Below are 21,327 nucleotides of genomic sequence, written 5' to 3' on the forward strand. Positions count from 1 at the left end.
TGGGCCTGCGATTGAACTGTTGTGTGCCGGACTCGCTCGCATCACTTGCCAGCTGGTTGCCGTCTGGCCTCTTCGTACAAATCACTCACCTTGTCTGGGAGAAAACGAATGAAAGTCATGGTCTTCGTCAAAGCCACCAAAAGCTCCGAAGCGGGCGAAATGCCGCCACCAGAACAACTCACCAAGTTGTTTGAAGAAATGGGCAACTACAACGAGCAACTTGTCAAAGCGGGCATCTTGCTGGCCGGCGATGGCTTGCAGCCGAGTTCGAAAGGGGTTCGCGTCCACTTTTCCGGTCCTAACCGGACGGTGACCGACGGCCCATTCGCCGAAACCAAGGAGCTCGTCGCCGGGTATTGGTTGTGGCGCGTGAAGTCGCTGGAAGAAGCGATCGAGTGGGTCAAGCGTTGCCCGAATCCGATGATGGAAGACTCCGAGATCGAAATTCGGCCGGTTTTCGAAGCGGACGATTTTGGCGAAGCGTTTACTCCGGAGCAGCGCGAACGAGAGGCAGCGATTCACGCGAAAGGTCTGGGCCTGGAATTTCCGCGCTACGAAGACGGACAGGAGATGTTGATTGCGGGGCACAACCAGAGCTACACGATGGAGACGCGCAGCCAGATTCCGCAGCAGTGGGAGGTGTTCGCCCCGCACATCGGCAAGGTTCCGGGGCAGCAAGGGACTACTTCGTATGGCGTCTGTTGGAACGTCAAGAACAAGTGTGACTTTGACTACCTCACCGGAGTCGAACTCAAGCCGGGAGCCAAACTGCCCGCTGGCTTCACGCCGGTGAAATTGGCCCCTCATCGATACATCGTTTTCACCCACGTCGGTCCAATTACGTCGTTCCCGCAGACCATCGAAACGATTTGGTCGAAGTGGGCACCCGATTGCGGCCTGAAGTTAGCCGCCGCTCCTTGCGTTGAACGCTACACGGCCGAATTCGACCCGCAGACTGGTGGCGCTGAAATCTGGATTGCCCTGGAACGCTAAGAACGCGAACTTAGCAGCCTCCCACCCAACGCGACTCCAATCGTCCGGGCAAAAATAGCACGACAAATCTGGATGCCAGCTGCTTGACAAGTATTCACTAACTCGTCACAATATAAGCGACTGTTTTGGCAATCTGGTGGAAAGACTTGACTGCAAAGCGTGAGGATTTCGCGCCGCTGCGTGGACTGTTGCCTGGCTTTGTCTGCAACGGGCCCGATGCGACTGAGATGCGTCGCTGCGGTTCATCGACGGGGGGTTTATCAACAAACAGGATGATTTCAGAAATGCCAAGTTGAGCGCAACGCGTTGGTGCGAATGGGCTTTACGGAGTTGACCGCAAAAGGGGGGTGTTGATAAACCTCCGCCAGACTGCGTCGGGTGCCGAGCCACCAAGAGCGCGATCACTAGTGATCTACGAGAGCTGATCGTGCGGCGCAAATGTGCGTTGCTTTCTGCGTGCGCGAACAGCAATTTGCATTCGTCAGCAATCGCGTTGCTAGCAACAATTGCTCCTGTCAGCAGCCAGCGAACTGAAATTGTTTCGTTGCGTAGTTATCTGCTAGAGTTCGCAAGTCGAAATCGGCCTGCTGGTTAGATTTACTGCTTGGGTGGAAGGAATCGAACATGCGGAATCGTCGTCATTGGATGGTGGCTGTCCTGGGCCTGGTTGCTTGGGGCGCGTTGGCAACTGGCAGCGGCTCGTTCGCCCAGGCGGCAGATGAACAAAGAATCGTCGAGCAGGCGACTGCTTCGCTGCATGAGACGATGACTCTTTCCGTCAAGCGCATTCCCGAATCGCTGCTCGAAGATGCCGAGGCTGTGGCGATCATTCCGAACGTGATTAAGGTTGGTCTCGTCGCCGGCGTACAACGCGGCCGCGGCGTGGTCCTCATTCGCGATCAGGAACGTCACTTCGGCCTGCCGCGATTTGTTTCCATCACGGGCGGAAGCGTGGGCTGGCAAATTGGTGCCCAGTCGACCGACTTCGTGCTGGTTTTCAAGTCGAAGAAAAGTGTGGCCGGTTTGCTCGAAGGAAAGTTCACCATCGGTGCTGATGCCGCCGCAGCAGCGGGGCCCGTTGGTCGCCGCGCGGGGGCAGGAACCGATTTGGAATTGAAAGCCGAGATCTATTCATACTCGCGCAGTCGCGGGCTGTTTGCGGGAGTCTCGCTCGATGGTTCCGTGATTCAACTCGAACCGCAAATGGAAATGAACTTCTACCGCCCTGGTCCCGGCGGCATGCCCACACCAGCCCCCGAGGCTGCCGTGAAGTTGCTCGAGACGCTCAGTAAGTACACTTCGGCTGCCGATCATGTGGTTGCCGCGGAAGGCGCGCCGCTGCTGCCCGTCGATCCGACGCAGCGGATTGAGGCGGTTCGTGGTGAACTGGCCCGTTCGGTCGCACAATTGAATACGATTGTCGATGAATCGTGGAAGCGGTATCTCGCCATGCCAGCCGAAGTTTACGAAGCGGGTAAAGCCCCAACTCCGGAAGCGCTCGCGGTCACCCTGCAGCGGTTCGATGCCGTGGCTCGCGACCCGCAATATCGCCGACTAAACGAACGGCTTGAGTTTCGCGCTACGCTCGAACTGTTGCACGAATACTCCGCCACTCTAAGCGAAGTGGGACACGGCAAGCTTTCGTTGCCACCGCCCCCCGCCGCAATTCAGTTGCCTTTGCAGCGGTAATTTGCCGCTGAAGCGAACGCTTTCGGTTGGCGACTCACCCTACTTCAACGGGTACCGCTCTTGCCGCCCCTGCCGATTTTAACGGGCGGCAATCTCCCATAAAACGCGTGCGGTTAATGCGAGAACGCCGTCGTAACTGGCCTTCTAATACAAACTTGCGTTTTTCTGGCGACGTTTGCGATTCTGAGCTAAAGTTCGGATGTCGGTTACCCGAGCACTCGCGAGCTTGACCATGGATGGCCCGTCAAGCTGGCCCTGAGAGCAACTTTCCTCGTTGTTCTGCTCCCAGCGGTGGGGCCCAGAGAGTTCGATCGCCGAAGGTGGCAATCTGCGGAGTCAGGTCGTCGCCCGTGCCTGCTGCGCTCGATTTCGAGTGGCTTCGGGCATGTACGTTCTCCCCAACCAAGTCGAGAACACCGTTGCTTATCACCGCTTAGACCTACAGGCTTGTGCTATGAACTGTCAGGAATTGGCTCACAAGATCGAAACCATGCAACCCGGCGCCGAGACGAAGGATGTCGCTCGTCTGTGCCTGTTGCTTGCGAACGCCACGAACAACGTGGACGTGCTTCGCGACGAGCGCAAGCTCACCGCGACCTGGCGCGAGATGGGGCTGCGCTTGCAGGCCGCCACCGATCAGCATGCGGCGATGACCGAAGAACTGGAGTCGCTGGCTAAGGCCGACCCGCGCAAATTTACCCCGGAACAAATCTGGGTGCTGATTCGAGCCATCAAGGTGCAAAGCCAAATTCTGCAGCTGTATGTCGGCGATCCGCTCGTCGAAGCATAGTCGTTTGCTGCAGTCGCCATTACCCCTTCAGTCTTGCCGCTAGAACTTTGGCAGCTTCGCTGATGTCTTTATCGGAATCTTGCTGGCACTTTTCGATGGCTGGCAAGGCTGGTTTCGCAGCTGGCCCCAGACTCGAGAGACAAGCCAGGGCCAGCTTCTTCGCGTTCACGTTGTTGCTTTCCAACGCCTTCGTGAGCGCCGGTTGAGCAGTTGGCCCGATGCGAACCAGCGCCTCGGACGCAGCCGTTCGCACCCGCTCGTCTTCATCGGCCAGGGCATTTCCCAAGTCAGCTGCCGCAGGTTCGGCATTGGTAGACAGACTTCTCAACCGGCCAGCAGCGACCAGTCGCACGGCCGCTTGTTTGTCTGTGAGGGCTTGCCGAAGGGTGGGGAGTGACTGTTCCGGAGTCGCGACCTGCGTCAGGGCAAAGATTGCGGCCGAGCGAACTCGTTCGTCGGGATCGGTAGTCGCCGACTTCGTCAAACTTGCTGTAAACGCTGTTCCTTTGGTGCCGAGATTTCCCGCCAGGCGAACAATGGCCACGCGGTTCTCGACCTTGGTTTCGCGCTCGGGATCGAGCATGGCCGTCAGTTGCGGCTGGGCGGTGCTCATGTCCGCTGCGTTCATCTGCCGCACTGCTTGCAGGCCAATGCCGCGAATGGTCGCGTCTTCATCGGCCAGCAAACCGGTGAACGCCGCGACGTGCAGGGGAATCGCTGGGTCGAACGAACTGAGCAAATGAAACGCTGCGCCGCGCCGCACTTCGAGTTGCTTATCGCCCAACAGCGGCAGCAACCTCGCCGTAGCATCGGGCCCGAGTCGTTCGAGTTCCAGCGCGGCAGCTTCACTGATTCGCCAGCCACCGGGGCCCGTTGGTTCGACCAGCTTCGCCGCGATCTGGCGGACGGGATCGTTGGGATCGGCCGGCGGAAGTGAAGTAACCCGTGGCTTGATCGTCGGCGTTACCTGTGCTTGCGGAGTCGGCTGAACCTCAGGCATCTCGCTTGTTTCGGTCTTGGATTCGACAACTGTCGTGCCTGGACCCGGCGTGATAACAGGCGCAGGAACATTCGTGCCGCAACCGGCCAGGCAACAACCGCAGACAGCTGCAATACGCAGGCTCGAAACTCGCATGGGTCAGTTCCTTGGAGAGGTGCTGTGGCAATCACGCCCCTGTGTGATTGCCGCAGCCTTAGTGCAGCAGCAGATCGATCGTGCCGACCACGAACAAGCCGAAACTGACGATCGCATTGACGTTGAAGAACGCCACATTCACGCGCGTCAAATCGCCCGGCTTGACCAGGGCATGCTCGTAAACGAGCAGCAAGGCTACCGCCATCACACCACTGCCATAAATCCAACCTAGCCCTATTTCCGGGCAGAGCAAGGGCAAGAGCCCGAGCAGGATCAGGGTGACCAGGTGACACGCAGCTGCCAATCGCAGTGCGCCGGCGACGCCGAGCCGCGCGGGGACGCTGCGCAACTTGGCCTGCCGATCAAAATCGGCATCCTGACAGGCATAAATGATATCGAAGCCAGCAACCCAGGCCAAAACGACAAGCCCCAGCATTACAGCCGGCAAAATATCGCGCGGCTGCACCAGCAGGATCTCGCCCCGCAAAGCAATCCAAGCACAAACCGGTGCGAGCATCAGCGCGATGCCGAGCCAGAAGTGAGCCAGCGAGGTGAACCGCTTGGCATAGCTATAGCCCAGCAAAAACAGCAACACCGGCACAGACAATACGATCGGTAGCCAATTGGGTAGGAACAGCAGCGTGCCGGCGAAGAAGATGGCCGATGACGCAAGTGTGAACAGAATCACCGTCGGCAGCGACAAAAGACCTGCGGGAATATGCCGCATCTGTGTGCGCGGATTCGCCGCATCGATATGCCGATCGACGAGTCTGTTAAAGGCCATCGCCGCGCTGCGGGCACCGACCATGCAGATCAAGATGCCGAGCAGATGTTGCCAACGAAAGGCGATCGTCACATCGACGCCTGCCGGGACCGGAGTCGTCCACGCCATGATCGCGGCCAGCAGTGCAAACGGCAGCGCAAAAATGGTATGGCTGAACCGAATCATTCCCAGCAAATGGCGAAAGGTGGCGAACATACTGTTTTTACCGCAGAAAAGGACGGACCATCACCGTCATTGTCGCCAAGGAGGGGGAATTTGGGAATGCCGTGCTCAAAGCGGCGACGATAGCAAACTGAAGATGCCTCGGCCGGTAAGCACCTGCCGTTATTGAACGGGAATGGACGACCATGAAACAGACCATCGTCAAAATCGGCACCCTCGGCTTGCTCCTCTGCACAACAACATTGCCGGCGCGCGCGGACTGGTTCAATTACGTCGTCCGCACCTCGGGGTTGGGCTGGAGCAGTGGGTATCATGCCTACGATCAATGCCCCCCACGGCCAACCCACGGTCATTTTCCGATCAAGCATCCGTTCGCCATGCCTGGCTATGAAATGCACAGCGGCCTCAGTAGCGGTGCCCACGCCCCGTACTATTTTGAGGAACAAGCGCCGAGCACCCCGCAACCCGCGCCCACTCCGGCCGAACCACTTCCCAGCGCGCCCTCGGGACCGATGAGCGAGCGCCTGCCTGATCCGCAAGCTCGTTACCAGCCGCGCAGTCGTTATTTTGAGGCCTTGCAGGCCGAGCAGCAGCAGGCTTATCCCCAGCAAACAGCCACTCGCCCGCAGGAAACCCGCCAGGCGCGCCGGCCGTCGAATGCGCCACCGTTCTAGCAATTCATTCCCAGCAAGAATGCCCCGAATCCATTGATGCAAACTGCTCAACGGGGGGAAAATATCAACTTCCTTTGCTCATTGCCGGGACGTGACCTAGAGTTCAGACGACAGGCAGTAGACTCTTTTGACTCTCTGCTTGCTCTACTCCCCGGCCGATACCTCTCACAACTTTTCTGAGAGGTGCCGCCGAACTTTTCTTCGTTGTTTGGGTAAAGGGCAACGCCATGGACCGATTGCTTCTCCGTTTGTTATTGGACGAGGATGGGCCGACTGCGGTTGAGTATGCCGTGATGCTGGCTCTCATAGTTGGGCTCTGTGTCGGCGCGATTACGTTCTTAGGAACGCAAACCAACGGGGCCTTTGAAGACAGCCAGACCAAGATCAACGCGGCCATTGCCGGAAGTTAATTTCGCTGGTGACGTTGCAGTCGAGCTGATCGCCAAGCGCGAGCTAGAGTTTCCCAGGTAGAACCTCTCTTTGCGAACCCTTGGTGTGTGTCCGATGTCTGCTACGCTCAGCTCGCTCGATCGCTTTGCCCAACAGGCCGAGCAACTCTACTCGCTCCCCGCCGTCGCACTGGAAGTCTTGCGACTCGCGGGGCAGCCCCAAGTCGATCCACGGCAGCTCAAACTGTGCCTCGAAAGCGACCCGGCACTTGCGGCCCGCATTCTCAAGGTCGTGAATAGTTCCCTCTTCGGCCTCAGTCGCCAGGTCAGCGATCTGCAACAAGCGCTCGCACTCCTTGGTCTTAAGCCGCTCAAAGCACTGCTGCTTGGCTTCAGTTTGCCGCCGGAGTTGTTACGCGGCATCCATGCCGAAGCATTGCAACACTATTGGCAGCACACGTTGCTCAAGGCCGTTGCCTGCCGACTGCTCGAACAATTCGTTGCCAAGAGCGACGAAGAAGAAGCGTTCATTGCTGGCTTATTGCAAGACGTGGGGATCCTCGCCCTGCTGCAGCAGTTGGGCGAAAACTACGCGACCATGTATGTGCAGACGCGCCTCTGCGGCGGTGATTTGCAAGCAGTGGAGATTCCCACGCTTGGGTTCGACCACCTCTCCCTTAGCGCGCGAATGCTGATGAACTGGCGGCTGCCGCCGAAGCTGTGCCAAGCGGTTGCGGTACCGCCGCGCGAGCGGGCCGTCGAACATGCACCGACCCCTAGCCGGCAATTATGCCAGATTCTGCACTTAGGCGAATTGCTGACTCGCTACGTCGAACAACCTCACGACGCTGAACTCGCGCAACTGCTCGAAATTGGCGAGCGCTATTTCGAACTCGGGCCCGTGCGCTTGCATTCGGTGCTGACAGAACTTGGCCCCCATTTCGAATCGTTGGCTGGCGTGCTGGCGATTGAACTCCCTAGCGGACCAAGCTCGCAAGAATTACTGCAAGCAGCGCATCGACGGTTGGCTTCGATCACTGCCGAGATGGTGCCAGAGCTGATTCAAATGCAACGTGCGGCTGACGAAGCCACAGCGCTCGAATCGGTCCTGCAGACAACACGCGATTTGCAGCATCTTGCCAATCACGCTGCGCGGCCGGTCGGCGAATTCAAACTCGGCGACCACAAGAGCGAGCGGCGAGCCGATGGCGGCAGCGATTTTCTGCATCCCTCCAATAGTTCACCCTTGCGACGAACCACACCAGTCGCCTCATTGGCCGCAGCAGGCCAACCAGCACGCACAGCCGCCGATCCCGGTCTGCTGGGACGTTTGACAAGCGTGCTGCAGACTTGCCGGCAGAACCGCAGTCCGTTGTCGCTCGCGATCTTGCAGCTCGATCATTTTGCCGATGCTCAGTTCGTTTGCGGTATTGAACCCACCATGGTGTTCCTCGAACGATTTCGTCGCCATCTGGCCGAAGCGACCGGCGTTCTCGGCCCCTGCTTACAACTCACCAGCACGCGATTCGCGCTGCTCTGGGGAGACTGCTCGCGTAGCGATGCCCTGGCCACACTGCGCAACGTGCACGACCAATTGCCTGATTGGCAGGACGAGAGCCTGCCCCCCGATGCTCCACGTCTGAGCATGAGCGCGGGTCTCGCGACGGTGTCGCTCCCCAGTCGCAACTTTCCGCCGAACGATTTAGTTGCCGCGGCGCAGCGCTGCCTCGATGGCGCGCTACACTCAGGCGGCAACACGATCAAGAGCATTGAGCTCTAGTCAAACGTGCGGCACAACATGCCGCCGTCGGCCGAAATCACAGTGCCGGTGATGAACGCACCCGCATCGGTGCTGAGCATCACAACAGGCCCTACCATGTCGTTCACCTGCCCCCAACGCTTGACTGCGGTGCGATTGGCGAAGATCTCTTTCTGCGCTGGCGTGAGAATGCTCATCGGCAAGTCAGTGGCCACTGGTCCCGGAGCGAGGCAATTGACCGTGATGCCACTGGGTCCGAGTTCGAGTGCTTGAGCGCGGGCCATACCGATTAGCGCAGCCTTGGTTCCCGAGTACAAACCACGGGCGGCATTCGAGGCGAGAGCCATGACCGACGACGTGTAAATGATCCGGCCCCATTTGCGCTCAATCATTTGCGGCGCGATGTATTTCGACAGCAGCATGCAGCTGGTGAAGTTGAGTTCCAGGATCGAGTCCCACGTATCCATCGTCGTATCGACGAGGTTCTGTGGCTTATTGCTTCCAGCGTTATTGAACAGAACGTCGACGCGCCCCATCTTTGCCAGCACCGCATCGGCCAGCTTCTTTACTTCATCTCGATCGCCCATATCGGCGATGAAGTACTCGACCTTCACATCGAGTCCTTTGCCAATTTCAGCGGCTGCCTTCTTCAGTTCGTCTTCGGTTCGTGCGCTGATAGCGATATTCGCGCCCGCCTCGGCCAGCCCACGGGCACAGGCCTTGCCGATGCCTTTGCTACCGCCGGTAATGAGCGCCGTGCGGCCTTTTAGATTGAATAGTTCGTCGAGCATCAGAAGTGGTCCTTGGCGGGATTGTGCGAGAGTAAATCGCGGGGCTGTTAAGCGAACTATCGTGGCCTGAATTGCCGCTGCGATCAAGTACGCACAAGCGGTGTGAAGCAAGCGAGCGAAATGAGCGATTCGATTAACGTTACGCCTTCTGCACGCCCGGTCTTCCAGCCTCAACAACAAACGACGCGCGAGTCAACATCTGGCCGCCGGGCTTGAGCACTTCAGTGACAACTTGATAGTCGCTGCGCCATTCCTTCGCTGACAGATCGCAGCGAACATAACCGCGTTCGGTATTGAAGAACTTAACGAAGGGATTCTCGGCAAGGGTAGCAGTATGGTCTTTTGGCTTGTCGACGCCGTTGCCGCCGGACGAAAGCGAAGTCCCCACGAACTCGCTGGCAACAACACAGGAATCGAGCTTATCGAAATCGCAAATTAAATCGTTGGCCCAGTTGCTATGAATGTCACCCGTGAGGACGACGGGGTTCGCGATCTTCCGCTCGTGAAAGAATTTCAACATCCGGCGCCGATTCATTTCATAACCCGGCCATTGATCCATGCTGAAGGCGGCCAGTTCACCCGGCATCCGATCGACACGGGCCATCATCACTTGCTGAGCCAGCACATTCCACTTGGCTGTGGAGCCAACCAGGGCATCCTTTAGCCACGCCTCTTGCCGGTCGCCCAGCAGCGTTTGCGAAAGGGACAGCGCTTCATCTCCTTGCGGTTTGCGGCCGTCGCCGTGCGGCTGATCGCTGCGGTATTGCCGAGTATCGAGCACGCAGAAATTTGCCAGACGGCCGAACGATACTCTGCGATAGAGTTGCATGTCCGGCCCATTGGGCAACGCACTCAGACGGAGCGGCATGTGCTCGTAGTAGGCCTGATAAGCACGAGCGCGCATTGCCAGATAGTCCCGCGTGCTGGGCGACGGCCTGTTGTCTTTACGCAATTCAGGAACTGCACCGGCGCAGTTGTTCTCGAATTCGTGATCGTCCCAGGTGACCAGCCACGGAGCAGCAGCGTGCATGGCCTGCAGGTGGGGATCGGTTTTGTACTGCGCGTGACGATTGCGATAGTCTTCCAGAGCGTCGAGCTTGCCACCCACATGTTTGCGGACGAGATTGTCTTTGCCGGGACCTTCGTACAAGTAATCGCCCAGATGCACGACCAGGTCGAGATCGTCCCGCAGCATATGCTCGTAAGCCGTGAAAAGACCGGACTCGAAGTGCTGACATGAAGCAAAGGCGAACTTCAGTTTGTCCACCTGCGCATTGAGCGTAGGAAAAGTTCGCGCGCGGCCAATGCGACTTTCATCCATTCCCACTCGAAAACGATAAAAGTACCAGCGGTCGGGCTTCAGTCCCGCCACTTCCACGTGCACAGAATGAGCCCAGGCGGGAATGGCTGTCGTCTTGCCAAATTGCACGGTCTTGGTGAACTGCTCATCTTCGGCCACTTCCCAAGTTACAGCGACCGGTTCGTTCGGCATGCCGCCACCAGTGAGTGGATCAGGAGCGAGACGTGTCCAGATCACAAAGCCATCGGGTGTGGGATCACCCGAGGCGACACCCAGCTTAAAAGGATCGTCTCCGGTCTTTAGCCGCGACAGGACCGCGCCTTCAGCACGCTGAGCCCAAAATGCGGCCGCAGCCAGCGACGTGCTGGTGAATAGGAAGTTGCGGCGGGTCGAAGTGCCTAGGTCGACGTAGGGAAACTGCCAGCGTGACATCATTTGCTTCCTGAGGGAGCGTTGACAGGTAGGTAGCTGAGAGACTTCGGTCTTACGTGCTCGCCGCAGGTCCGATTCTGAACCACGTTCGAGTTTTGTAACATGCGGGCGAATCGATGTACAACTTCTGAATTTGCACTGGCCGCTTCGTTGATCTCACCAACGTAGCACGACCTTCACCTTGGCCGAGTGCTTCTGCATGTTGGGACGCCAACGCGACCTTCGCTCTAGGCTTCCCGTCACGCTGAAGAATGGCCCTGAGTTCGCGCAGCCCAAACGTCTGCAACACTCGCCGGGGTGCACGGTTTATGTAAGCCGATCCTTATTCGCGGAGGCAGCATCGAGAATCTCAACTGCAACATGGATCGCTTCTCGCGTGAAATTTGAGGTTTTGCGCGAGGCATCCCCGTCAGCGAGACAAGCGGATGCGGGCGAATCTAGGGGTAGATTGCGTTGAAGTGAAGCGCGGTTGCTTTACCAACGTCATTTGGGGCAGGGGTTGGGCGAATCTTAAGAGACGCCTTCGGGGCCACGGACGGTGTCACTGAGGCGGATTACTTCTTCGACTGGCAGGACGAAGATCTTGCCATCGCCGATATTACCATCGGCCCCGGTGCGAGCGACGTTGGTGAGCGTATCGAGCGTTGGCTGGAGGAAGTCCTCGTTGACCGCGATCTCAAGAGCCACTTTGCGGAGCAGGTTCGTTTTGTATTCGGCCCCGCGATACGTGGCCTTCTGCCCTTTTTGGCGTCCGTAACCGTGAGCATCGCAGACGGTCATACGTTCGACGCCGATTTTGGCGAGCGCCTCTTGAACAGCTTTTAGTTTGGTGGGTTGAATCAGAGCCAGGATTAAGCGCATGCACGCGTTCCTTCCATCGCAGATGTCGAAGTGGAACGGAGAGGAGCGTTTAGAATAACGTGGCACATGAGACGCGAATAGGCTTCGGGGGAGCAATCGCGCGGCTTCGCAGCCCCGCAATTCGCCGTGCGAGTGGTGGTTTTGCTTGCTCTCGACAGGTAGGCAAATTAGGATGATCGCTGCGAGGCGAAGTTTCTGCGCAGCCGGTGCGCGGTGATATTTGCAGACTTTGGTTCTGTTCGCAGTTTGGCCAAGTTGGTTTGAGCCCTGCGGCAATCCACTATTCGGCGGGCTTTTACGGAGTTTTGGTGATGATCAGGAGCATTCGGTGGATGTTGTTGTCGGCAGCAAGTTGCGCGCTGCTCGGCTCTGTCGGCTGGTCGCAAGACACGCTGCTCGACGAGCTTTACGGTCGGGGCGTGCATTCCTATAACAGCCGCAATTACACCCGGGCTCACGGCTTTCTGACCGAAGCCATTAACGGTGGCAGCACAGACCCGCGCGTCTATTACTTCCGCGCTCTGGCTTATAGCAAGTTGGGCCGGCCCGATGAAGCTAAAGCTGACTTCGATAAAGGTGCCGCCTTGGAAGTAGCCGCCGGCGACGTCTATCCCATTGGCAAGTCGCTCGAACGCGTCCAAGGTCCCGACCGGATGGCATTGGAGAGTTACCGTCAAAATGCCCGCCTGATGGCTCGGGCTAATTTGAATAAACGAGAAAACGCTCGCTTTGAAGAAATGAGGCGAAACGAAGCAGACGTCCTGCGTGGACCCGCGGGGGGCGCGGCAGGAACTGGTCCGGCACCGGCTAGTCCGGCGATGCCAGTTCCGGCAGCGAACGATCCGTTCGGAGCACCGGCTGACCCATTTGGTGGCACTCCAGCGCCGGCACCAATGCCCGCTCCAGCACCTGCGGCACCTGCCGATCCAGCCGATCCGTTTGGTGGGGCGTCTGCACCTGCTGCAATGCCTACCCCGACTCCGGCTCCGATGCCAGCTCCGGCACCAGCCGCGCCTGCTGGTCCAGCCGATCCGTTTGGCGCTACTCCAGCCCCTGCAACGCCTGCACCGATGCCAGCTCCGGCACCAGCCGCGCCTGCTGATCCAGCCGATCCGTTCGGCGCTGCTCCTGCCCCGGCAACGCCTGCACCGATGCCAGCTCCGGCACCAGCCGCGCCTGCTGATCCAGCCGATCCGTTCGGCGCTGCTCCTGCCCCTGCACCGATGCCCGCTCCGGCACCAGCCGCGCCTGCCGATCCAGCCGATCCGTTCGGCGCTGCTCCTGCTCCAGCAACTCCTGCTCCAATGCCTGCTCCTGCACCGATACCCGCTCCTGCACCAGCCGCGCCTGCTGAACCAGCCGATCCGTTTGGCGCTGGTCCTGCTCCAGCAACGCCCGCACCAATGCCTGCTCCGGCGACTCCTGCCCCGGCACCAGCAGCCGACCCCAACGATCCGTTTGGCGCTGCTCCAGCCCCGGTAACTCCAGCACCAATGCCTGCTCCTGCCCCAGCCGCGCCAGCCGATCCAGCCGATCCGTTCGGCGCTGCTCCTGCTCCAGCAACTCCGGCTCCAATGCCTGCTCCGGCGACTCCTGCCCCGGCACCAGCGGCCGACCCGAACGATCCGTTTGGCGCTGCTCCTGCTCCTGCTCCTGCAACTCCGGCTCCAATGCCTGCTCCGGCGACTCCTGCCCCGGCACCAGCGGCCGACCCGAACGATCCGTTTGGCGCTGCTCCTGCTCCTGCAACTCCGGCTCCAATGCCTGCTCCGGCGACTCCAGTTCCAGCGGCCGACCCCAACGATCCGTTTGGCGCTGCTCCCGCTCCAGCAACTCCTGCTCCAATGCCTGCTCCTGCTCCAATGCCTGCTCCTGCTCCAATGCCTGCTCCGGCGACTCCTGCCCCGGCACCAGCAACCGCCCCCAACGATCCGTTCGGCGCCGCACCGGCCACAAAGCCCGCTGACGTGAAGGATGATCCTTTCAAAGATGACTCCGTTGTTCCCGCTTCGGCCACTGCGCCTGCTCCAGCAGCTAAGCCCGCCGCGCCGGCTCCAGCGCCTGTTCCAGCCAGCGATGATCCGTTTGCTGATCCAGCTCCGGCCCCTGCGCCAGCAACGACACCGGCACCGATGCCTGTTCCAGCACCGACTCCCGCGCCTGCTCCCGCTCCAGTTGACCCCTTTGGCTAGTCGATCCGACGAATGCTTGATCGTGTCGGTGTAGTGAGTTCAAAGGTCATTACCCACGGACCAAGCGTTGTTCGCTGAGTCAGACACACGAGATTGATGATCAGCGCCGCCATCCTGCCTGGGATGACGGCGCTGTTGTTTACCCCCGCCCCAATTTCTCTCCTTTCCGATCGCCAGGGAACACGAGCATGAACTGCTTGCTTCGCCCGCGCGTCTTCTTTACCGCCTGTTGCCTATTGTTGTGCAGCTGGACTGCATCCTACGCTGCTCCGGCAATCACCAACTTGTCGTTGCGGGGACTGACCGCCGGCAAAGCAGTAACGCTCGCCATCGACGGCAGCGAACTCACCGCCGATGCGCGCGTCGTTCTGCCGGTGCCCATTGCCTCGCAGTCGGTGAGACCAGGTGCGAAGGCGAACCGATTGGAGATTGAGATCACCGTTGATGCTGCCGCCTCCCCTGGCATTTATTTGCTGCGGTTAGCAACCAAGAATGGCATTTCGAACCCGCTGGCCATTGGTATCGACCGTTTGCCTCAGGCGGCCTTTAGCGAAGCAATCTCCTCGTTGCCAATTGCGCTCACAGGTAGCTTGCCCACTGGCCAGTCGCTGCGCAGTTCGTTCACCGGCAAACGGGGTGAAACGATTTCGCTCGATGTAGAGGCCCAGCGAATTGGGGCTGCAATCAAGCCCGTGCTGCGTCTGCTGGACTCCCGTGGAACTCAAATCGCGTACAGCCCTCCGCTTCGCTTGTTGGGTGGCGATGCCAGGTTGTCAGCCACTCTCCCCGCCGATGGTACCTACTCTGTTGAGTTGCACGATCAATTGTATCGCGGTACCGCACCCAGTCATTTCCGGTTGAAGGTAGGTGCGTTGCAATTCGCCGATCAAGCTTTGCCAATGGCTGTCGCGCAGGGAAGCAAGGCAACCACTCGCATGCCGGGTAGCGCTGTAGCCGAGGATATAGCCGTCGATGCTTCTGCCTTTCCAGGTGCGGGAATAATCCAAGTCACGATTCCAGAAAGTGTGCCGCACTTCACCGGCGGTGCGCCTCGCTTGCTCGTGAGCAACGCAAGTGAAATGGTGGAACCAACTCGAACACCGGGGCAATTGCCGGCTATGTCTGCAGTGCCAGCGGGTGTGAGTGGAGTACTTACGGCTGGCGGTGAAGAAGATCGGTATACGCTGGCCGTCACGCCGGGGCAAAAGCTGCGGTTGGAAGTATTTGCACAAAGATTCGGCTCGCCCCTTGATGGCGTTCTCACAGTTTACGGTCAAGCAGGCAATCCACTGAGTACCAGCGACGACCGCGCAGGAACAAGCGACCCGCTGTTAGATTTCACCGTGCCTGCTGGTGTGAATCAAATGCAACTTGGCGTGAAGGATATGCAAGATCGTGGTGGCCCGAATTTTGTTTATCGCCTTGAAGCTCGCGATGCAGCGGCTCCCGACTTTTCGCTAACCTTGTCCACCGATCGATTGAACATCCCCGCGGGTGGCACGCAGGTGCTGCTCGTGCAAGCCACGCGCGCTGGGTATCAAGGCGATATCGACCTGAAGTTGCACGGACTACCGAGCGGCATTTCCATCCAAGGGAATAAGATTGTCGCCGGAGCATCCATTGCCCTTGTCACTCTTTCAGCTGCCGAAGGTGCCGCCGGCACGGACGGTCTGTTGCTGGTTAGCGGCACTGCGTCGCAGCTGTCGCAACCCATTTCGCGTTTGGCACTGACCCCGGAAGTGCCAGGCTCCGTTTATCAGCCTCATTTGCGCCAACAGTTTGCGATTGGCGTCATGAACGCTTCCCCAATTTCCTTCGCCTGGAATGGTGACGCCGCCGATGCACTTGTTCTCGGCGATAAGTTGACCGCAAAGTTGGCGATCAAGCGGAGCGGGACTGTCACCGGCAACGTGCGCGTGCGACTCCTCACCACACAGCCCGGGCCGAAGAAAACCGTCAAAGAAGGAACGCAAGACAAGGTTGTCGACAATGTGAATGCCGCGCTGCGGCTGGATGGTTCGCCAGCGTTCAAGCCCGACCAAACGGAACTCGACGTGAACATTCTCGTTCCTTCCGATCTGCCGAAGCAGAACTGGGATCTGGTACTGGTGGCCGATCTACTGGCCACTGACGGCAAAACAGTTACATCGTCAATTGCCGCCCCCGTTCGCACGCTCGTGCCAGTGGCGCCGTTCGAATTGGAACTCACCGGTGAGTTGACGCTAGAAGGCAAGGCAGGCATGGGCGAGACCGGCAAACTGACCGGCAAAATCAATCGCGTTGCTGCGTTCAAGCAACCGGTGGTGGTAACGCTCGAAAACCTGCCAAAGGGTTACGTCGCACCCCAATGGATCGTACCCGCGGACAAAACCGAGTTTGAATTCCCGCTTACGTTTGCCTTTGGCAGCAAACCAGGACCACTAAAGGACGCCAAGGTCGTGGCCTTAGCCGCTCCGGTCTCGGTGAACTCGGTACGCAGCAATTCAGTCCCGGTGAACATCAAAGTCGTTGCGGGTGAGAAGCCAGTCGCTGAAGCGCCGCGAGAAGTGTTCGAAGACGATGAGAAGTTCATTGCGCTGCTGACCGAAGGTGGTGGTAAAGCGGTGCCGGAGAATCGCGACAAGTTCAGCGGTCAGGTTTGCCTGCGTGTGAATGGCGATCAGAAATCCAACGCCAAACTGCCGATGCTCGGCCTTAACGTCCGAGAGAATCCCGGTCCTGGCGAAATTCGATACATTCGTTTTGCCTGGAAAAAACAGGGTGGTAATACCATCTGCTTACAACTGAATCACAACGGTGCCTGGGGTCCCGGCGGCAGTGGTCGCGAAGGTGCGAAGTTTCGCTATCATGCCGGTCCCGGCGGCGAGTGCTTCGGCGGTTCGCTCGCTATTGACGACAAGGTGCCGGCCAAGTTCGAACAGGTCACACGCGACCTGTTCGCAGACTTTGGCGAATTCACACTTACTGGAATGGGTTTCGCGGCAGTTGACGGACAGGCGGCACTATTCGACCATATCTACCTGGGACGCTCGCTGGCCGATTTTGATTTGTTGATCGAATTGCAAAAGTAGGCGGCGCGCTTAGGTTAGCTATCTCCATCGCCAGGATGCAGACGCCATGAGCGGCACTGTGGTTTGTCCTGCCTGCAAGCATTCGTTTCCTAAGCCGGGGATTCAACCCGGTGCCGTCATTCGCTGCGAACGCTGCTTTCAACCGTTCTTACCGAAATCGATTCAAGCGAGTACTCCAACACCGGAACCTCAGCAATCGCAACTGGTGCTCACGCCCTTAGCGCCTCTGCAGCCGCTGCAACCCTTATCTCCATTTGCTCCCGCTCCCACGTTGCTGTCTCAACCCGGCTATCGTGAGCCCCCGCAACCTGTGGTCGCGAAGTCCAGTCGAGCGCCGATCATTTTGGGTTGCCTGGCGTTGTCGCTGGTCTTGCTCGTTTTTTGTGGTGGAACTGGAGTGCTGGCGTATCGGTTTGCAGGCAACCTCATTGCCAAGGTAGAGCATGAGTCAGGTCCCGGGCGGAACATCAAGGTCAACACGATCCCAGTACCTGAGTCTGAAGCGCGCAAGATGGCAAAAGAGCGGATGAATGGCACTGGTGCCCGGCCCGCAGATTTTATTGCTCCGCCCAAACAGAAAATCCCTCAACCCGAAAATGTGAAACCGTACGAAGGCGTTCGTCCGCAACTTGCACCACCACCGTATCCTCAAGTCCCTGAATTTGGCCGCCCGGATTTGATGCCACCATCACCAGTGAGACCACCATTCACCCGCCCGAACCCAGCGGTGCGCCCTGTGCCTCGCCAGCCCCAGACCGACTCCGAGAAGCTCGATCAAATTCTTGCCCAACTGAATGATCCAGCGAGCGGTCGACCCGCTTGGTTTTCTCTCACTGATTTGAATCGCCTGCCGGTCATGGAAGAGCGGCGCGCAGAAGTCTCTGCTGTGCTGAATCAGCAGTTGCGCTCAAGTGACCCAAGTTCCCAGCGGGCTGCAGCGGAAGCCGTTCGCAAATGGGGTACGGAAGATAACATTCCGGTACTGCTCGAACTCCTGAACTCGCCCGGTCCAACATCGAACCGCGAGGTCATTCAGGCACTCGTCGAACTCAGTCCAACGAAGGAAACGGCGGCAGCCCTAATCGCCAAATTCGACAACTTCAGCAATCGCTCAGCGATTCAATCGGCACTGGTCAAACTGGGGCCTGTTGCCGAAGAACCGGTGATCGCTCGCCTGGAGAACGCCAAGAGCATTCCAGAACGAATGTCGCTCATTCAATTGCTGGGAAATATCGGGGAGGAAGCTTCTGTCGAACTGCTCGAGAGGATGGCAAATGGCAACGATTTCCTGATGAAGTCAACTGCCAAGAATTCCCTGGACCGGATCAAAGCGCGAATGAAGTAACCCTCCGATCGATTCGCAGCGAGGTGGCATTATTCCGGCTGGTTAAGCTGTAATGCGGCCCTGAACCGGTCTGGGCGAACGACCCGACTCGTCGTAAACTATCCTCTTGCCACCGTCGATAAACTGGAAACTTCCAGTCGATGGACAACCCCCGGAGGGTAAGCGAATGGCTAGCGGTCACACTGGAAATGTGATGCCGGGCAACCGGTTGCGAGTTCGAATCTCGTGCCCTCCGCTCTTGTAAACTACGCCCCCGCCTAGAGTTGCGGGGGCGTTTTCTTGCGCCTGCGTACTGGCGAGACGCGATGTTTCAGCGGAATGTAGCCCAAGTGTAGCCATTCTCGCGCTTACACCTTGGACGTTGGCGAACGTAGAGGGAGATTTCGCCAGTGTCACGCCGTTTCCTCGCTATCCAACATCTGGTCGAATTTGCCGGCCGCCTCCAGCTGTAACGAAGGGAGCACGTGGCTGTACGTGTCCATCGTCACGGAAATCTGCGAATGCCCCAGTCGCTCCTGGACAACCTTCGGATGAACGCCTTGCGAGAGCAGCAAAGTCGCCGAGGTGTGACGTAGATCGTGAAATCGTATTTCGGGAAGATTCGCGCGCACCAGCAGCGGCTTGAAATGTCGGAAGTGAAAATGGCTGCGGCGAAGCGGACCACCGTGGTAATTGCAGAACACGTAGCCACCACCAGCGAATCCTTCTTCGAGCATCCTCGCTTGGTGTTGAACCAGCGCATCGATTGCCATTCTCGGTAATTCGATCCGCCGCCGGCCACGCGCGGTTTTTGGCTCTGTCAGGGTTAACCTGCCGCGCAGTTCCACCAAAGCGTGCTGGACCATGATGGCCTGGCCGGCGAGATTCACGTCGGACCATTGAAGTCCGAAGAGTTCCCCGAGCCGCATGCCGGTGGTAACACCCAGGACAAAAATAGCCTCATACCGATCCCCTTGGGCCGCGGTAAGCAACGTCTTCACTTGTTCCACCGTGTATGGACTGATCGACTTCTTCTCAACCTTCGGACGGTCGACGTCAGAGCACGTATTGAATGGGATCAGTCGCCATTTAACGGCCTGTCGAAGTGCGCGATGAAGGACGGCATGCGTTAGGCGAATGGTGTCCGGACTTTTCCCAGCTTGCTCCAGAGTCGAATAGAGTCCGTGGATATTGAGCCCGGTGAGACGTGCCAATTGCAGCCCTCCGAGGTAGGGTTTGATGTGCAGGTTCACGGCTCGCTCGTAGTTATCAAATGTCGTCATCCTCACTCGCGGTTTGGCGCCATCCTTCAGCCACCGATCGAGATACTCTCCGACCTTGATCCGCTGCGGCTCGATATCCGACAAGTGTGTGATCTCGCGTGACAACTTGCCGAGCTTCTCTTGAACCTTTTGCTTCGTATCGCCAAACAGTGTTCGCCGTTTACGTTTGCCGTCGTTGTTGTAGCCCACGCTGATCGTAGCACACCAAGTCCCGTCGGCCCGCTGATAGATCGATCCCTCACCACGTCCACGGCGTTTTCGCGACATCTACTTTTTCTCCTTGAATTCCTGTAACCAGTTTTCAACGGTTGATAGTTGGGATCCCACACGCTTGGCAATCTGCTTGGCGGTCAAACCCTGCTCCGCAAATTTCACGCATTGATCTCGGCGGAGACGGTGCGCTTTCTGCTTGCAGGCAGAGCTACAGAGAGTGCGTGTGGTGCGAGCAACCTGGGGCGACACTTCGAATGACTTGCCGCAAACCTCGCAGGAGCGGTATTTCTTGTTTTCCAGGACCGCCAGCGCGAACTGCAGCCAGATTGCATCGCGAAGTGACTTGGGAACGATTGCCAGCTTCCGTCGGTATCTGCTTTCATGAGGAAAGAGAAGAATTCCAGACGTGTTAGCCGTTAGATCGCTCAGTACATCAGTTAGCGCGTGTTCTGCCGCGGCGGCGAGTGTGAGTTTTGCACTCGCCTCTTGCGTAAAGGTTCTTACACGGGCCAATGCTTTTCCGTCTTCGTCGACCACATTTATCGTTCGAAGCTTTCCGTTCCAACCGAATTGCGCGAACTTCTCGATCCCACTTCGATTGGAATTTCTTAAGGAGTCCCACAATCCAATCAGTGCTCGCAACTTGTGAATCTCTTCTCGCCAGTACCCGAGACTGTCTCCAAAGACGGCCCCGCGCATTACCCAATGTTTGATTGTCGTTTTCGCCTCAGTCATGCCAGCGAAAAGCGCTTCTTCGTAGTAACGCGATAATCGGACGTCCGACGTTGGCTTCAGCATGCGTTCCTCTTTATCCTGAGGCACAAATAAGCGGCCGCCTGTCAGGGCACCATAACGGTTGGCAAATTGTTGAATCGCCTCGGGTGATGGATCTAACGCGGCGAGTTCACGAAACAGGCCACTCGAATCCAATGGTTGGTACTTGATGGACTTAGTATTCAAGCCAAGAAAACTCATGCGGAAGTCGTTAGACACCAAAACACGATCGCTTTTTCGTTCGACGCTCCACGAATCGGACACCGGTCGAAGATCTCGCCATTGAAATCCATCGGGCGGCAGGGGCCACTGAAACGAGACAACTGCGGAAGTGATCAACATCAAAACGCGTCCTGGGAAAATGTAACCGATGTCGTAACCGTAACTATGGCAGTTACGGTTTGAACGGTCAATGTAGCCGCGATACCATTACTCGCATGATTACGGTTACGGACGATCAAGTACCAAATAGGAGAGAACAAATGGCCCGAGCATTGGAGAAGCCCGCGGAAACAGTGGAAGGACGGCTCTGTCCCATTCGGGATGTAGCGCGCTACTTGAGTCTCAGCCGTTCAAAGATCTACGCAATGATGGACGCTGGTGAGCTGCCTTACGTCAAGCTTGGCAAGAGCCGCCGCGTGAATTGGACGGACGTGCTGAAGCTCATCGCGGACAACACGATTGGACGAGCTCAGTCCTAGCGCCAGCCGG

Annotated in this window: 17 protein-coding genes and 1 tRNA gene; 11 read left to right on the forward strand and 7 right to left on the reverse strand. The window is 58.1% G+C overall.

The annotated features are described in order from the left end of the window. Positions 1-108: 108 nt before the first annotated feature. The 3 genes from ETAA8_RS17255 (at position 109) to ETAA8_RS17265 (ending at position 3,472) form a co-directional block, all read left to right on the forward strand. Positions 109-993 carry a GyrI-like domain-containing protein gene (locus ETAA8_RS17255; RefSeq protein WP_145090880.1) on the forward strand — a complete coding sequence of 295 codons (885 nt, stop codon included), beginning with the start codon at positions 109-111 and terminating at the stop codon, positions 991-993. A 624-nt stretch (positions 994-1,617) separates the two neighbouring features. Then, a complete protein-coding gene (locus ETAA8_RS17260) occupies positions 1,618-2,682 on the forward strand; it encodes a lipid-binding SYLF domain-containing protein (protein ID WP_145090883.1) in 1,065 nt (354 codons plus the stop codon). Between the two features lie 385 nt (positions 2,683-3,067). Continuing rightward, a complete protein-coding gene (locus ETAA8_RS17265) occupies positions 3,068-3,472 on the forward strand; it encodes a hypothetical protein (RefSeq protein ID WP_238397401.1) in 405 nt (134 codons plus the stop codon). Positions 3,473-3,491: 19 nt separating this feature from the next. Here ETAA8_RS17265 and ETAA8_RS17270 read toward each other — a convergent pair whose 3' ends face one another. After that, a complete protein-coding gene (locus ETAA8_RS17270) occupies positions 3,492-4,607 on the reverse strand; it encodes a HEAT repeat domain-containing protein (protein WP_145090886.1) in 1,116 nt (371 codons plus the stop codon). 58 nt (positions 4,608-4,665) lie between these two features. Beyond that, complete coding sequence (locus ETAA8_RS17275; protein WP_145090889.1) at positions 4,666-5,586, reverse strand: UbiA-like polyprenyltransferase; 921 nt, start codon at positions 5,584-5,586, stop codon at positions 4,666-4,668. A gap of 152 nt (positions 5,587-5,738) precedes the next feature. On the opposite strand from ETAA8_RS17275, the gene ETAA8_RS17280 reads away from it, so the two are divergent. The 3 genes from ETAA8_RS17280 (at position 5,739) to ETAA8_RS17290 (ending at position 8,396) form a co-directional block, all read left to right on the forward strand. Next, a complete protein-coding gene (locus ETAA8_RS17280; protein ID WP_145090891.1) occupies positions 5,739-6,227 on the forward strand; it encodes a hypothetical protein in 489 nt (162 codons plus the stop codon). A gap of 227 nt (positions 6,228-6,454) precedes the next feature. Then, positions 6,455-6,637: a Flp family type IVb pilin gene (locus ETAA8_RS17285; RefSeq protein ID WP_145090894.1), complete on the forward strand. Its 183-nt coding sequence runs from the start codon at positions 6,455-6,457 to the stop codon at positions 6,635-6,637. A gap of 94 nt (positions 6,638-6,731) precedes the next feature. Beyond that, the gene (locus ETAA8_RS17290) at positions 6,732-8,396 is read left to right on the forward strand and encodes an HDOD domain-containing protein (RefSeq protein WP_145090896.1); all 1,665 of its coding nucleotides are present in this window, start codon (positions 6,732-6,734) and stop codon (positions 8,394-8,396) included. On the opposite strand, the gene ETAA8_RS17295 is transcribed toward ETAA8_RS17290, so the two are convergent. From ETAA8_RS17295 to ETAA8_RS17305, 3 genes are all read right to left on the reverse strand, one after another. Continuing rightward, positions 8,393-9,166: an SDR family NAD(P)-dependent oxidoreductase gene (locus ETAA8_RS17295; protein WP_238397402.1), complete on the reverse strand. Its 774-nt coding sequence runs from the start codon at positions 9,164-9,166 to the stop codon at positions 8,393-8,395. The two genes, ETAA8_RS17290 and ETAA8_RS17295, sit on opposite strands and share 4 nt — an antisense overlap. A gap of 139 nt (positions 9,167-9,305) precedes the next feature. Continuing rightward, the gene (locus tag ETAA8_RS17300) at positions 9,306-10,901 is read right to left on the reverse strand and encodes an alkaline phosphatase D family protein (protein ID WP_238397403.1); all 1,596 of its coding nucleotides are present in this window, start codon (positions 10,899-10,901) and stop codon (positions 9,306-9,308) included. A 507-nt stretch (positions 10,902-11,408) separates the two neighbouring features. Next, entirely contained in the window at positions 11,409-11,759 is a 351-nt protein-coding gene (locus ETAA8_RS17305; RefSeq protein WP_145090902.1) for a P-II family nitrogen regulator, read from the reverse strand. Positions 11,760-12,070: 311 nt separating this feature from the next. Here ETAA8_RS17305 and ETAA8_RS34695 point away from each other — a divergent pair, with 311 nt between their 5' ends. The 4 genes from ETAA8_RS34695 (at position 12,071) to ETAA8_RS17325 (ending at position 18,602) form a co-directional block, all read left to right on the forward strand. Continuing rightward, on the forward strand, positions 12,071-13,951 hold the full coding sequence (locus ETAA8_RS34695) for a tetratricopeptide repeat protein (RefSeq protein WP_202921041.1): 1,881 nt from the start codon (positions 12,071-12,073) through the stop codon (positions 13,949-13,951). 188 nt (positions 13,952-14,139) lie between these two features. Continuing rightward, the gene (locus tag ETAA8_RS17315; protein WP_145090905.1) at positions 14,140-17,022 is read left to right on the forward strand and encodes a hypothetical protein; all 2,883 of its coding nucleotides are present in this window, start codon (positions 14,140-14,142) and stop codon (positions 17,020-17,022) included. A gap of 46 nt (positions 17,023-17,068) precedes the next feature. Further along, positions 17,069-18,367, forward strand: a complete 1,299-nt coding sequence (locus ETAA8_RS17320; protein ID WP_145090907.1) for a HEAT repeat domain-containing protein — start codon at positions 17,069-17,071, stop codon at positions 18,365-18,367. Between the two features lie 153 nt (positions 18,368-18,520). Then, positions 18,521-18,602, forward strand: a tRNA-Ser gene (locus ETAA8_RS17325). A gap of 157 nt (positions 18,603-18,759) precedes the next feature. On the opposite strand, the gene ETAA8_RS17330 is transcribed toward ETAA8_RS17325, so the two are convergent. Continuing rightward, positions 18,760-19,896, reverse strand: coding sequence for a site-specific integrase (locus ETAA8_RS17330; protein ID WP_145090911.1), 1,137 nt, complete (start codon positions 19,894-19,896; stop codon positions 18,760-18,762). Continuing rightward, positions 19,897-20,958: a helix-turn-helix domain-containing protein gene (locus tag ETAA8_RS17335; RefSeq protein ID WP_145090914.1), complete on the reverse strand. Its 1,062-nt coding sequence runs from the start codon at positions 20,956-20,958 to the stop codon at positions 19,897-19,899. A 140-nt stretch (positions 20,959-21,098) separates the two neighbouring features. Here ETAA8_RS17335 and ETAA8_RS17340 point away from each other — a divergent pair, with 140 nt between their 5' ends. Further along, positions 21,099-21,317 carry a helix-turn-helix domain-containing protein gene (locus ETAA8_RS17340; protein ID WP_145090917.1) on the forward strand — a complete coding sequence of 73 codons (219 nt, stop codon included), beginning with the start codon at positions 21,099-21,101 and terminating at the stop codon, positions 21,315-21,317. Positions 21,318-21,327: the final 10 nt, after the last annotated feature.

The sequence above is a fragment of the Anatilimnocola aggregata genome (genome assembly GCF_007747655.1).
Taxonomy (GTDB): domain Bacteria; phylum Planctomycetota; class Planctomycetia; order Pirellulales; family Pirellulaceae; genus Anatilimnocola; species Anatilimnocola aggregata.